This window comes from Cobetia sp. PS-4MA (assembly GCF_057670765.1).
In genome coordinates this window covers 1,848,044-1,860,456 of sequence record NZ_CM173107.1, presented here as the reverse complement: position 1 = coordinate 1,860,456, position 12,413 = coordinate 1,848,044, and the positions used below count along the sequence as shown (strand labels likewise).

The window sequence follows — 12,413 nt, the reverse complement described above, 5'->3', positions numbered from 1 at the left end:
GACGACTGAAGGTGGCCGGGCTCCCTCCCATCATCCACTCGTGCAAGTACGGTGCGAGATGGATGAACAAGAATCATGCAAGGCGAACTCGTGAAGACGAGATCGTCAGCAAGGCTGAACAGGAACCCTCTTTATCATGCTGATCCGCAAGCTGCTGCTGCCCGTGTCATTGTCCAGCGTCATCGTCATGGCAGGTTGTGTTCCGGCGCAACCTCAGCCCCCCAAGCCGGTCTTGACCCCGGAGGCCTTCTCGCAACGCATCGATGCCCTGGAGAGCCAGATCGCCGGGCAATGCGACGTCCAGCAACAACAGCTTGTCGAGCAGCGCGAACTGAACCGCTCATTGCGCCGCGACATGCGGGAAGTCGGCAGCCAACTGCGCCGCATGCATGCCGAAATGGAACAGCCGGCAGCTCCGCAGGTGGTTCAGGCCTGCAAGACCGCCTCTGAAAACCCGATCATGGACAAGACGCTGCTCGGACGTGTCGAGTGGGTCGGCTTTCCGGACATCGGCAGCTATTTCAAGGCGCGCATCGATACCGGCGCGAACACGTCCTCACTGTCGGCGCGTGACATCACCGAGTTCGAACGTGATGGCGACAAGTGGGTCAAGTTCAAGCTGGCGCTTCGTGAGGATGCCAAATACTTCGTCCCCGAGGTGCGCGACAAGTGGGTAGAAGCCAAGGTCAGCCGTACCGTGACCATCGTGCAGGCGTCAGGCCGGGAAGACCGTCCTGTGGTCAGCATGTTGATGACGCTTGGCGACATCAAGCAGCGTGTCGAATTCACCCTGAATGACCGTCGTGATCTGACGTACCCGGTGCTGTTGGGCCGTCGTTTCATGATGGATATCGCAGCCGTCGATGTCAGCCGCACCTTCATCAATCCGCGTCCGGAATTCCCGGGCAGCGCTCCCAGCACCGCCGCTGCCAAGGATCAGGACCCGAATGAAGGAAATCGCGACTGACCCTCGCCCTCACCTGACGTTCACGGATCTCGAACATCTCCACTGACAGGGTCTGGCCGGGTGCCAGACCCTGTGACTGCATAATACTCAAGGACTCCCATGTCGCGTTTCTCCTTTTACCTGCTGGTCGGCCTGCTGATGCTGATTGGCGTGGGCCTGACCGCCTACCGCCATATTTCCTTCGATGTGCCCTGGGTGCCGGGTGCACAACAGAAAGTCTGGGATATCGAGGCCCAGGTCGCCTTCACGGCAACGGGCGGTCCGGTCAAGGCATCGTTGGCGCTTCCGGAAAATCAGAAAGGCTATAGCGTCCTGACCGAGAACACGGCCTCCTCCGGCTTCGGGTTGTCGTACCTGGATGATTTGCCGGGCCGTCGTGCTGAATGGTCGATCCGTGAGGCCGCTGGCTCCCAGCTGCTGTATTACACCGTGACCATGCTGGAGTCCGACAACGCGACGCCTGCTGCCATCAAGCGCCTGCCGGCACCTCAGGAAGTGTCCTGGGAACGTCCCTATGATACGGCTGCCGCTCAGGTGATCGAGCAGGCGCGCACCCGTAGCGCCGACTCCTTCACCTTCGCCCGTGAACTGATCAAGCAGTTCGACAATCAGCGTCAGGGTGAGAACGCGCGTCTGCTGCTGACCCAGTTCCAGCGTCCGGTGCTGATGCTGCGTCTGCTCAATGAAGCGGGCGTGAGCGCACGCCTGGTCAGTGGCTTGAGCCTGGAAGACGGACGCCGTCGCCAGAACGTGAGCTCCTGGCTGCAGGTCTTCGCCGAGACACCTGACAGCAATCAGGCTGTCGAGATCGACTCCCCCGAGGGTGAGAAGCTCAACACTGACTGGGTGCTGATCAACCCCGAGACCGGCAAGCAAGGTGAGCCTGACAACCTGCTGCTGTGGGAAGGCCGCGGTGCCCCGATGCTGGAAGTGGAAGGTGGCGTCAATTCCCGCGTCAGCTTCTCGATGATTCGCCACAACGAACCGGCCGCCGTCGCGGTTCGCAACAAGCTGGCCAATGACGAGCTGCTCAACTTCTCGATCCACTCGCTGCCGCTGGAAGAGCAGGCCCTGTTCAAGACCATTCTGCTGATCCCGATCGGCGCACTAGTCGTCGTGCTGCTGCGGGTGCTCGTGGGCCTGAAGACTTCCGGTACCTTCATGCCGGTATTGATCGCCCTCGCCTTCATCCAGACCAGCCTGATCACCGGCTTGATCGGTTTCCTGCTCATCGTCGCCACCGGGCTCGTGATTCGCAGCTACCTTTCGCGGCTCAACCTGTTGCTTGTCGCCAGGGTCTCGGTGGTGATCATCACGGTGATCGCGATCATCTCGATCTTCTCGGTACTCGCCTATCGCTTCGGCCTCAATGCCGGCCTGACCATCACCTTCTTCCCGATGATCATCCTGTCCTGGACCGTCGAGCGCATGTCGATCCTCTGGGAAGAGGAAGGCCCCAAGGAAGTCCTCAAGCAAGGTGGCGGTAGCCTTCTGACCGCCGTGCTGGCCTATCTGGCGATGAACAATCCGTGGGTGCGCCACCTGACCTTCAACTTCCTGGGTCTGCAGCTGGTGCTGATGGCCTTCATCCTGCTGCTGGGCAATTACACCGGCTATCGTCTGCTGGAATTGCGTCGCTTCAAGCCGCTGACGGAGGATTGAGATGCTCGCGTCATGGATGAATCGCTGGTCGCGCAACTGGACCACACCGGGCGCCCTGCGTGCCCGGGGGGTTGTCGGCATGAATCGCCGCAACATCGGCTATATCTCGAAGTACAACGACCGCCGCCTCTACCCGCTGGTGGATGACAAGCTGCAGACCAAGCTGCTGTGTCAGAAGTACGGTCTGGCCTCGCCGGAGATGATCGGCAAGGTCGCCAGCCAGTTCGAGGTCGAGCGGGTCGTCGACATGGTGCGCGATCACGCAGGTTTCGTGATCAAGCCGGCCAAGGGCTCTGGCGGCAAGGGGATCCTCGTCATCGAGCACCATGATGGCGAAGAGTATGTGAAGCCCAGCGGCGCGCGCATCACGCGTGCCGACATGGAGCGCCACGTCTCCAACATCCTGTCAGGACTTTATTCGCTGGGCGGCTCACCGGATGTGGCGCTGGTCGAAGGCTTGATTTCCTTCGATCAGGCCTTCGCCGAGTTCACCTATGAAGGCGTTCCCGACATTCGGGTCATCGTCTTCAAGGGCTATCCCGTGATGGCGATGATGCGCCTGTCGACGGCGGCCTCGGATGGCAAGGCCAACCTCCACCAGGGGGCGGTCGGTGTCGGGCTGGATATCGGGTCAGGCTGGGCCGTGCGCGGTGTGCAGTATGATCGCCCGCAGTTCGCCCACCCCGATACGGGACATGACATCTTCTCGCTCAAGGTTCCCCAGTGGGACACCCTGCTCGAACTGGCCTCGGGGTGTTACGAGATGACGGGGCTGGGCTATCTGGGCACGGACATGGTGCTTGACCGGCGCCATGGCCCGATGCTGCTCGAGCTCAATGCCCGACCGGGCCTCGCCATCCAGATGGCCAATGGCGAAGGATTGCGCAAGCGTCTCGAGCTGATCGAACGTCAACCTGATGGCGTGCCTGTCGCGGAACGGGTAGCCTTCGCCCGCAAGCACTTCGCACGCAGCAAGGAAGACGTGGCCAACGTCGGAATGGCTCCCATTCCTGAATGATGGCGTGCCCGCAGAGAACAACGCCCCGTGACACGCGAGTGTCACGGGGCGTTTGCGTTCGCGGGACGAGACCCTCAACCTGGGTCCATGCTCAGCATCAGACGGTTGCCGGTCGGCACGACTGGCGAGCGATGGATCAGACCATGCCCCTCATTGCCGGGCCAGCATTCTCCCTTGAGCAAGGCCAGGCTTCCTGGGCGCAGCTCCCGAATCTGTTCCGGGTCCCGACAGATGTCCCGGTGTCCGACAACGCCATGCCCCAGAGCCAGGCGATCGGCGGCCTGCTCCGGCAGCCATTGCGTTCCGGGGCCCTCATAGGTCGTCACCAACCGGACCGGAATGCGATCCACATGAAAGCGTGGGCACATGGCGCTCTGGGTCATTTCCAGCCGCATGCCGATATCCTGCACGTCGAACAGCTCGCCGATGGCCTCTCCCAGCACATAGATATCCTCTATCAGCGCAGCCCCGGCATCCGGTGCGGGAAGGTAGCGCTCCAGCGCCTCACGCAGGTCATTGATAGGCCCTCGCCAGCGCATGCGCAACGGGTAGGCACCCGAGGACTGAGCCTTGACCGCCATTTTCAATGCCGCATCGATGCGGCGCTGCATCACGGCCAGCGTCACCTCCGGGCGAAAGATCTCCCCGAGATCCAGCGCCTGCTCGCCGATGTGCCAGTGTGGTGTTGCCGAATCTTTCGAACCGCTCGCCGTGACAGCTGACTGGGCCAACCTGCCGCCCTTCGCAGGCCGGGAAGCCGATAGTGTGTCATGAGAAGTGATCGGAGTGATCGAGTGCATGGTAAGCGCCTCGGTGGGTAGGCAAGAGGGAAATCACGCTCGTTATTGTTATGTTATAACATGTCTTTGCTGTGCAGTGACAACACTCTACCTTGCCGCTATCTGACAAGCCTGAGTCTGCATATGGCCCGAGACCGCCCAAATGCCCTAGAATAAGAGTCTGTTCATTGAGGTAACACGCTGATCTGATTCACTCTCAACGTGTCACTGGCCTCTCGTCATCCCGGATTCTCGATCCTCAGAATTCCCGACACCCAGGATTCTTCATGCCCGAGCAACTTTCGCTGATCGACCAGGCTGAACGCCAATGCCTGAAGCGTGGCGTGCGTTTCACCCCGATCCGGCGACGTGTGCTGGAATTGATCGCCAACAGTCATGGCGCACTCAAGGCATACGACCTCTTGGATCAGCTTGCCAAGGAACACGGTGCCGCCCGCCCGCCCACGATCTATCGCGCGCTGGATTTCCTGATCGAACAAGGCCTCGTCCATCGCATCGAATCGCTCAATGCCTTCCTTGCCTGCCACTGTCCCGAGCATCAGCACGGTTTCCAGCTGCTGATCTGCCGTGGTTGCGGGAGAGTCGAGGAGATGCACGACGATGATCTTGGCACTCGCCTTCTCGCCAGTGCAGATCGCCATGGTTTCACGATCGAACGCCAGACTGTCGAACTTGAGGGGCGTTGCCAGAAATGCGCCTCTCAGGTCGCTGACATGGTAGAAACCGCTCAGTGAATGGCGCTTGCGAGCGCTTTTGATACGATATAACATTTGCTTCCCACGGAGGACGTCACATGCTGGACATCCGCATTTCGCAGGCACAGGTCGTCAATGAAGGCACCATTTCCACTCTGGATGTGGGCATCAAGGACGGGCGTATCCATGCCATCGGCAGTGATCTCTCACATCTGGACGCGCGTGAAGTGATCGATGCTGCCGGCCGCCATCTGCTGCCGGGCATGATTGATGATCAGGTGCATTTCCGTGAGCCCGGCCTGACCGCCAAGGGCAATATCGCCACCGAGTCGGCCGCCGCCGTCGCCGGGGGCATCACGACCTTCTTCGACATGCCCAACGTCAAGCCGGCAACCCTGGACAGCGATGCGCTGGAGGCCAAGTTTGCCGTGGCGGCGGGTCGTGCGCATGCCAACCACGCCTTCTATCTGGGTGCCAGCAACGACAACCTGGAAGCGATCAAGACGCTGGATCCGAATCAGACCTGCGGCATCAAGATCTTCATGGGTGCCTCGACCGGCAACATGCTGGTCGATGATCCGGAGATTCTCGAAGGTATCTTCAAGCATGCTCCGACGCCCATCGTCACGCATTGCGAAGACACTCCGATGATTCTGGAGAACGAGGCGCGCTGGCGTGAGCGTTTCGGGGAAGACGTGCCCTTCTCCGAGCACGGTCTGATCCGTTCTCGCGAGGCCTGCATCAAGAGCTCACGCCTGGCGATCGACCTGGCCACTCGCAACGGCACCCAGCTGCATGTCCTGCACCTGACCACCGCTGAAGAGATGGCGCTGTTCAAGCCGGGCCCGATGGCTGGCAAGCAGATCACCGCAGAGGTCTGCGCGCATCACCTGTGGTTCAGCGATGCCGATTACGACACGCGTGGCAGCCTGATCAAGTGCAACCCGGCCGTGAAGACCGCCGAAGACCGTGCCGCCCTGCGTGCCGCCGTGATGGATGGTCGCATCGACATCATTGCCACTGACCACGCGCCGCATACCTGGGAAGAGAAGCAGAACCCCTACTTCAAGGCGCCTTCCGGTCTGCCGCTGGTGCAGCATGCCCTGCTGTCACTGCTGGATCAGGTTCAGGACGGCATCTATGACCTGGAAACCCTGGTGCAGAAGACCAGCCACAACGTCGCGGATCGCTTCTCCATCGTCGATCGCGGCTATATCCGTGAAGGGGCGTTCGCGGATCTCGTGCTGGTCGACCTGAATGGCGAGACCAGCGTCACCCGTGACAACGTGCTCTACAAGTGTGGCTGGAGCCCCTTCGATGGCGTGACCTTCAAGGCACGCATCGATGCGACCTTCGTCAATGGCGTGAAAGCCTATGACGGCAAGACCGTCAACCCGGTGGCCAACGGCCAGCGTCTCTCGTTCAACCGCGGCTGATGGCGGTCCTGGCGTGTCGATCTTCGGTGCGCCTTGCCCGCATCATGCCGTGATCACTAGCAAAGGAAGTGGTGTCATGAGTATGCATGCGGGCTCTCCCCTGGCCTCTCGCCAAGTGTTCTGCGAAAAGCTGCTGTCCCGGATCCAGCGCACGCTGGGTTCGCGGGCTGCGCGTAGCCTGCCGTTGAGCGTGCTGGGTGCGCTTGCCGTTCTGGCGGCCCCCAACGCGCAAGCCGAAGACAGTGCGCCACTGCATGTCGCCGTCAGCGTGCCGCCTATCGAGTGGATGGTCGATCAGCTGGCCGGGGATCATGTCGAGATCACGACGCTGGTCAAACCGGGCAACAGCCCGCACACCTATGATCCGACCCCTCGCCAGGTGGCCGAGTTGTCGACGGTTCCCCTCTATCTCGCCATCGGCGTACCCTTCGAGCAGGTCTGGTTGCCGCGTCTCGAGAAGAACAATGCCGAGATGCAGGTCGTGCATCTGGAAGAGGGTCTCAACACGCGCCATTTCGGCAGTAAAGACGCTCATCATCATGATCACGGCTCCGACCATGACGAGCACGCGGGCCATGATGAGCATGAAGACCACGCAGACCATGCAGAGCATGACGAGCACGGCCATGAAGGCCACGCAGATCATGGCGAGCATGGCCATGAAGACCACGCGGATCATGACGAGCACGCGGGCCATGATGAGCATGAAGACCTCGGCGAAGCCGACCCTCATCTCTGGCTGGATCCGCAGCGAATGCAGACCGTCGTCGAGCGCACTGCCAAGGTATTGGAAGCCCAGCTGCCTGAACATGCCGGTGAAATAGATGCCAATGAGCAGCGGCTGCTCAAGACCCTGAATACGCTGGACACGCAGATCGCGCAGGCGCTGGCACCTTACAAGGGTCGCAACTTCCTGATCTTCCACCCCAGCTTCGGCTACTTCGCGGATCGCTACTCACTCGCGCAGCATGCCATTGAAGTCAGTGGTCGTGAGCCTACACCACGCGAGATGGCCACTCTGGTCACACGTGCCAAGGATGAGAACATCGGCACCATCTTCGTCTCGGGACAATTCTCCCAGACGGCCGCCAAGCGCATCGCCAGCTCGCTGGATGCCGAAGTCGCCGTGCTGGACCCGTTGGCCGAGGACTATCTCGAGAATCTAAAGCGTGCCACCGAAGCACTGAAAGCAGGCTTCGAGCGGACCGACAGTCAGTAATTTCTGGCCAGGTATTGCGCATGCGGCATGATCTTGCACAATGCTCTGCCCCATAAAAAAGTCAGACGGGCGCTCACGCGCCCGTCTGCGTTGCAAAGAGGTACCTCTCGTCATGGCCAGCCCCATCTCCGTCGCGCGCCGGCGCCCGGACAGCCATCCGGATGCACCAGCCACCGGGCGCAGTGTCGGTCCGGTATTTCGCCCGGTCCCGGCGGATGCACCGGATGCCATCGATATTCGCGGCGTGACCTTTCGCTATGGTGAGCAGGTCATTCTCGACGATGTCGACTTCCAGGTCGGCGCCCGCGAGATCGTGGGGCTGATCGGCCCCAATGGAGGCGGCAAGAGCACCTTGCTCAAGCTGGTGCTTGGCCTTCACAAGCCGGCAGCTGGGTGTGTCCGAGTGCTGGGGCGCACTCCCCAATCTGCCGCACGCCATATCGGCTATGTGCCACAGTTCGCCAATTTCGTGAAGCGCTTCCCGATCCGGGTGGAAGACGTCGTGCTGATGGGGCGTCAGGGACGCAAGCGTCAATGGGGCCCCTGGCCACGCGCGGATCGTGAGGCGATCGGTGCGGTACTGGAGGAAGTCGGGATCAGCCATCTGCGCCGTCGGCATATCGATGCCCTCTCCGGCGGTCAGCTGCAGCGTGTCCTGATAGCCCGGGCACTGGCGGCCGAGCCGCAATTGCTGCTGCTGGATGAGCCCACCGCGAGTGTCGACAGCGATGGTGAGCGTTCATTGTTCGAGCTGTTCAATCGGCTGGCCAACCGCATGAGCGTGGTGGTGATCAGTCATGATCTCGGCTTCATCAGTGATTATGTCGATCGGGTGGCCTGTCTCAACCGCAAGATGATCGTCCATGACACTGAGACGCTGACCGCCGAATCGATCGAGCGGCTCTACGGTGAACACGTCCAGATGATTCATCACCATCATTGATACGGTGGCCCGTGACAGGCTGCCTGGCGGGTTTCATTTCTTTCACGGCGCCTGCCCCGCGCTCTAGGCTTACAACACATGAATTTCATCACCGCCCTGGGCAGCCAGGACTTTCTTCAGAACGCCCTCTTCGCCGGCCTGTTGGCAAGCCTCGCGGCGGGCCTGGTCGGCCCCTATGTCGTGGTACGCCGCATCGGCTATCTGGCAGGCGGCATCGCCCACACGGTGCTTGCCGGCATGGGGATCGCCTACTTCATGGGGGCCAGCCCGCTCGTCGGTGCGTTCATCAGTGCCATCCTCGCGGCATTGCTGATCGGCTATATCAGCCTCAAGGGGTTTGATCAGGAAGACACCGTCATCGGTGCGCTGTGGGCCATCGGCATGGCCACCGGCATCCTCTTCATCAGTCAGACCCCGGGCTACAAGGTCGATCTGATGAGCTATCTGTTCGGCAATCTGCTGCTGGTGCCCGCAGACGCCATCGGCACCCTGGCCTGGATGGTGGGCGGGCTGGCACTGGTGCTGCTGGTCGTACACCGTCCACTGACGGCCGTGATCTTCGATGAAGAGTTCGCTCGCCTGCGAGGAGTGCCGGTCAAGACGCTCTATCTGCTGTTGCTGGTGCTGGTCGCCATTACCGTGGTGCTGTTGCTCCAGGCCGTCGGGCTGATCATGGTGCTGGCATTGCTGTCACTGCCAGCCGCGCTGGCCGGCCATCATGCGCGCTCACTGGGCATGATGATCGTGATCGCGAGTCTGGCGGCCATGGCCTTCACCACCGGTGGTCTGGCGCTTTCCTGGCAGTTCGATCTGCCTGCCGGTGCCACCATCGTACTGGTGGCGGGGATCGCCTATCTGGTCTCGCTGATCTGGCGTAGCGCCCGTGGCGGTCTGCGCCGCTGAGTCGCGGCTTGTTACACTGAGACTTCTTGAGATCTGGCCTCCGAACCGAAACGCTGCAACCTGCGCAGTGAACGTCGCGACGGGACCAGTCTTCGATACAGCTTCTGCAAGGATATGGATTCAATGGCACAGGATGGACTGCTCAAGTCGCTGGAAAATGCACAGGTCGGCGAAAAGGTCGCGCTGGACACCCTGATGGCTGCCCTGCCGTGGAATGGCGACGGGTTGATTCCTGCCATCGCCCAGCAGCATGACAGCGGCGAGATACTGATGATGGCGTGGATGAATGCCGAGGCGTTGCGCGAGACGCTGACCACGGGACGCGTGTGCTACTTCTCACGCTCGCGCAGCAAGCTGTGGCGCAAGGGCGAAAGCTCCGGTCAGCAGCAGCATCTGGTCAGCACCCACCTTGACTGCGACGGTGACACCCTGCTGGTCAAGGTCGATCAGACCGGCCCTGCCTGCCATACCGGACGCAAGAGCTGCTTCTACTGGCGCCTTGACGCCGAAGGCGCAGAGATCACCGATGCACCGATCATTGATCCCGACACGCTGTATGGCAACGCCTGAGTCAGGTCAACGTGACCCCGATCCCCGCCCTGCTCGCGGCTCGCTGTCGCGCGCTATGACGGCTGGCATGACGCGCCTGCTCACCGGCCTGCTGCGCGGCTATCAGCTGGTGCTCAGCCCGCTGCTGGGGCCGCGTTGTCGCTTCTTTCCCAGCTGCTCCAGTTATGGCCTCGAGGCCATCAAGGTGCATGGGCCGCTCAAGGGGTGCTGGCTGACAGCCAGACGCCTGTCACGCTGTCATCCCCTCGGTGGCCCCGGAGGAGTGGACCCCGTGCCACCACGCAAGGAGTCATCGTCAGACTGCTGCGCGGGCAATGACCGCGACTCAGGCCCCACGCCCTGATGGTGTCGCACGCTCCTGCGAGCTGATTTACGCATGTGAAGTGAAGTCGTGATATACTTCACATGTGAAAGGCGTCATGTGCGATGCCATCGTCAGTCAGCAGGAGAGCGCCATGTCCACCGCAACCGCCATCGATCGTGTGTCCCCGACCAGCCCCAGCGCGGGTCGCGTTGCCCTCAAGTCCTTCTTCAACATCATGGAGAAATGGCAATGCAGCGCTGCCGATCAACGCGTGCTGCTCGGCGGCATCGGCACCACCACCTATCACAAGTACCGCAAGCTGCCGGAAGTCCGCCTGCCCAATGACACCCTGGAGCGGATTTCCTACGTGATGGGGATTCACAAGGCGTTGCGCATCCTGTTCAGCAACACGCCTGAAATGGCCCATGAATGGGTGCGCCGCCCCAATCGTGCCGCTCCCTTCAATGGGCAGAGCGCGCTTGACTACATGCTGGCCGGGCAGGTGGTATCACTGGCCGACACCCGTCGTTATCTCGACGGAGTGCGTGGATGAGCATGAGCGCCCTGCCCCAACCTGCCCTGACACTGCCTGACTGGCAGAACGCCTGGCGCGTCATCTCCAGCGCCTTCCCGCCCATCTCGGTGTTCGAGGATATTCTCGAACCTGATGAGCTGGAGATGGCGTTTGCCATCGAGGCGCTGACCAATGATCGCCTGCGCGAGGAGGCCGGCGAGCTGAACCGTGTCGCACCCGAGGATCGCATCAGCGGGCCGGGCTCCACACCGGTGATGGCGGCCTTCACGCACATCGGCCGCGCATCACGCTTCACCGATGGCAGCTTCGGCGTCTACTACTGCGCCAGTAGCCTGGACACCGCCATCAGCGAAACCCGCTTTCACATGGCACGCTTTCTGGCTGATACCGCGCAACCCAGCCAGGAAATGACGATGCGCAGTTACGTCAATCGCGTGACGCAACCCTTGCACGACATTCGCCAGGGATACGCCGAGCTATGCCAGCCGGACACGGCCAGCTACCCGGCCGGCCAGGCTTTCGCGGCGAAGATGAGAGATACCGGCAGTCATGGTCTGCTCTACCCCAGCGTCCGCCATGCCAAGGTTGAGCCCGATGCCGAATGCGCGGCCATCCTGCGTCCACCGGCGGTCAGCATCCCCATCCAGGGCCCCCACCTGCGCTACGTCTGGGATGGTCAGCAACAGGCCATGACGCATGTGCTGGAGGTCAAGGAGCACCGCTGAGCCTGTGACGACACTGCGAACCTCCCGCTGGGTCCAGTCAGCGCGTCATTGCAATGACAACCACAATGACCAAGACGCCCGCCAGGCCTCTCGAGACATCTCGATCGGCATGGCGGGCGTCTTGGTTATCGTCAGGCCTCTTTTCTCGCCAGGGGGTCAGGCGTTGGCGTGCAGCTCGGCAACACCGTAGATGCGCTTGAGCATTGCATGCAGACCATTGGAGCGTGTCGGCGACAGGTGCTTGTCGAGGCCAAGCTCAGCGAGGAAGGTCGGCTGAGTGGCGACGATTTCCTGCGGCGTCCGGTCGTTGTAGATGCGCAGCACCACGGCGATCAGGCCTGCCACGATGGCCGCATCCGAGGTGGCCTGGAAGTGCAGACGCTGCTCGCTGCCTTCACCACGTACGTCAGGATGAATCCAGACGTTGGACTGGCAGCCGTCGATCTTGGTCTCAGGCCCCTTTAACTCTTCCGGGTACTCCGGCAGCGCCTTGCCCATGTCGATGATGTACTGATAGCGGTCCATCCAATTGTCGAAGAAGCTGAATTCCTCGACCAGTTCCGCCTGCGCTTGTTGCGCGTCGCTCATGCTGACTCCCGATGATGTCACTGAAGAGTGTCTGAAAATATGCTGTCG

At 61.4% G+C, this 12,413-nt stretch carries 14 protein-coding genes; 12 read left to right on the top strand and 2 right to left on the bottom strand.

Going from position 1 to position 12,413, the window contains the following annotated elements:
* Positions 1-136 precede the first annotated feature (136 nt).
* The 3 genes from AC26AR_RS07945 (at position 137) to AC26AR_RS07935 (ending at position 3,647) form a co-directional block, all read left to right on the top strand.
* Positions 137-967 (top strand): ATP-dependent zinc protease family protein, encoded by an 831-nt coding sequence (locus AC26AR_RS07945; protein WP_077376386.1) that lies wholly within the window; start codon positions 137-139, stop codon positions 965-967.
* Positions 968-1,066: 99 nt separating this feature from the next.
* Positions 1,067-2,629: an inactive transglutaminase family protein gene (locus AC26AR_RS07940; protein WP_077376389.1), complete on the top strand. Its 1,563-nt coding sequence runs from the start codon at positions 1,067-1,069 to the stop codon at positions 2,627-2,629.
* Position 2,630: 1 nt separating this feature from the next.
* A complete protein-coding gene (locus AC26AR_RS07935; RefSeq protein WP_240499519.1) occupies positions 2,631-3,647 on the top strand; it encodes an alpha-L-glutamate ligase-like protein in 1,017 nt (338 codons plus the stop codon).
* 74 nt (positions 3,648-3,721) lie between these two features.
* Here AC26AR_RS07935 and AC26AR_RS07930 read toward each other — a convergent pair whose 3' ends face one another.
* The gene (locus AC26AR_RS07930) at positions 3,722-4,378 is read right to left on the bottom strand and encodes a DUF1826 domain-containing protein (RefSeq protein ID WP_488107802.1); all 657 of its coding nucleotides are present in this window, start codon (positions 4,376-4,378) and stop codon (positions 3,722-3,724) included.
* Between the two features lie 335 nt (positions 4,379-4,713).
* Here AC26AR_RS07930 and AC26AR_RS07925 point away from each other — a divergent pair, with 335 nt between their 5' ends.
* From AC26AR_RS07925 to AC26AR_RS07885, 9 genes are all read left to right on the top strand, one after another.
* Positions 4,714-5,181, top strand: coding sequence for a Fur family transcriptional regulator (locus AC26AR_RS07925; protein WP_084208678.1), 468 nt, complete (start codon positions 4,714-4,716; stop codon positions 5,179-5,181).
* Positions 5,182-5,240: 59 nt separating this feature from the next.
* A complete protein-coding gene (locus tag AC26AR_RS07920; RefSeq protein WP_077376398.1) occupies positions 5,241-6,578 on the top strand; it encodes a dihydroorotase in 1,338 nt (445 codons plus the stop codon).
* 76 nt (positions 6,579-6,654) lie between these two features.
* Complete coding sequence (locus tag AC26AR_RS07915) at positions 6,655-7,797, top strand: metal ABC transporter solute-binding protein, Zn/Mn family (protein ID WP_488107801.1); 1,143 nt, start codon at positions 6,655-6,657, stop codon at positions 7,795-7,797.
* 112 nt (positions 7,798-7,909) lie between these two features.
* On the top strand, positions 7,910-8,740 hold the full coding sequence (locus AC26AR_RS07910) for a metal ABC transporter ATP-binding protein (RefSeq protein ID WP_136937812.1): 831 nt from the start codon (positions 7,910-7,912) through the stop codon (positions 8,738-8,740).
* A gap of 78 nt (positions 8,741-8,818) precedes the next feature.
* A complete protein-coding gene (locus AC26AR_RS07905; RefSeq protein WP_077376406.1) occupies positions 8,819-9,643 on the top strand; it encodes a metal ABC transporter permease in 825 nt (274 codons plus the stop codon).
* 123 nt (positions 9,644-9,766) lie between these two features.
* A complete protein-coding gene (gene hisI / locus AC26AR_RS07900) occupies positions 9,767-10,213 on the top strand; it encodes a phosphoribosyl-AMP cyclohydrolase (protein WP_373996124.1) in 447 nt (148 codons plus the stop codon).
* Positions 10,214-10,280: 67 nt separating this feature from the next.
* Positions 10,281-10,556 (top strand): membrane protein insertion efficiency factor YidD, encoded by a 276-nt coding sequence (gene yidD / locus AC26AR_RS07895; protein WP_279854545.1) that lies wholly within the window; start codon positions 10,281-10,283, stop codon positions 10,554-10,556.
* Positions 10,557-10,668: 112 nt separating this feature from the next.
* Entirely contained in the window at positions 10,669-11,070 is a 402-nt protein-coding gene (locus AC26AR_RS07890; RefSeq protein WP_176503301.1) for an MbcA/ParS/Xre antitoxin family protein, read from the top strand.
* Positions 11,067-11,777: an RES family NAD+ phosphorylase gene (locus tag AC26AR_RS07885; protein ID WP_240499520.1), complete on the top strand. Its 711-nt coding sequence runs from the start codon at positions 11,067-11,069 to the stop codon at positions 11,775-11,777. The genes AC26AR_RS07890 and AC26AR_RS07885 overlap by 4 nt, the downstream gene beginning before the upstream one ends.
* A 156-nt stretch (positions 11,778-11,933) precedes the next feature.
* Here AC26AR_RS07885 and AC26AR_RS07880 read toward each other — a convergent pair whose 3' ends face one another.
* Positions 11,934-12,365, bottom strand: a complete 432-nt coding sequence (locus AC26AR_RS07880) for a SufE family protein (RefSeq protein ID WP_084208681.1) — start codon at positions 12,363-12,365, stop codon at positions 11,934-11,936.
* Positions 12,366-12,413 lie beyond the last annotated feature (48 nt).

Excerpts from the sequence above, each read along its gene's own strand:
- AC26AR_RS07885 (WP_240499520.1), top strand. The coding sequence starts at position 11,067 with ATGAGCATGAGCGCCCTGCCCCAACCTGCCCTGACACTGCCTGACTGG.
- AC26AR_RS07915 (WP_488107801.1), top strand. The coding sequence starts at position 6,655 with ATGAGTATGCATGCGGGCTCTCCCCTGGCCTCTCGCCAAGTGTTCTGC.
- yidD (WP_279854545.1), top strand. The coding sequence starts at position 10,281 with ATGACGCGCCTGCTCACCGGCCTGCTGCGCGGCTATCAGCTGGTGCTC.
- AC26AR_RS07945 (WP_077376386.1), top strand. The coding sequence starts at position 137 with ATGCTGATCCGCAAGCTGCTGCTGCCCGTGTCATTGTCCAGCGTCATC.
- AC26AR_RS07910 (WP_136937812.1), top strand. The coding sequence starts at position 7,910 with ATGGCCAGCCCCATCTCCGTCGCGCGCCGGCGCCCGGACAGCCATCCG.
- AC26AR_RS07890 (WP_176503301.1), top strand. The coding sequence starts at position 10,669 with ATGTCCACCGCAACCGCCATCGATCGTGTGTCCCCGACCAGCCCCAGC.
- AC26AR_RS07935 (WP_240499519.1), top strand. The coding sequence starts at position 2,631 with ATGCTCGCGTCATGGATGAATCGCTGGTCGCGCAACTGGACCACACCG.
- AC26AR_RS07925 (WP_084208678.1), top strand. The coding sequence starts at position 4,714 with ATGCCCGAGCAACTTTCGCTGATCGACCAGGCTGAACGCCAATGCCTG.
- AC26AR_RS07920 (WP_077376398.1), top strand. The coding sequence starts at position 5,241 with ATGCTGGACATCCGCATTTCGCAGGCACAGGTCGTCAATGAAGGCACC.
- AC26AR_RS07880 (WP_084208681.1), bottom strand. The coding sequence starts at position 12,365 with ATGAGCGACGCGCAACAAGCGCAGGCGGAACTGGTCGAGGAATTCAGC.
- AC26AR_RS07940 (WP_077376389.1), top strand. The coding sequence starts at position 1,067 with ATGTCGCGTTTCTCCTTTTACCTGCTGGTCGGCCTGCTGATGCTGATT.
- AC26AR_RS07905 (WP_077376406.1), top strand. The coding sequence starts at position 8,819 with ATGAATTTCATCACCGCCCTGGGCAGCCAGGACTTTCTTCAGAACGCC.
- hisI (WP_373996124.1), top strand. The coding sequence starts at position 9,767 with ATGGCACAGGATGGACTGCTCAAGTCGCTGGAAAATGCACAGGTCGGC.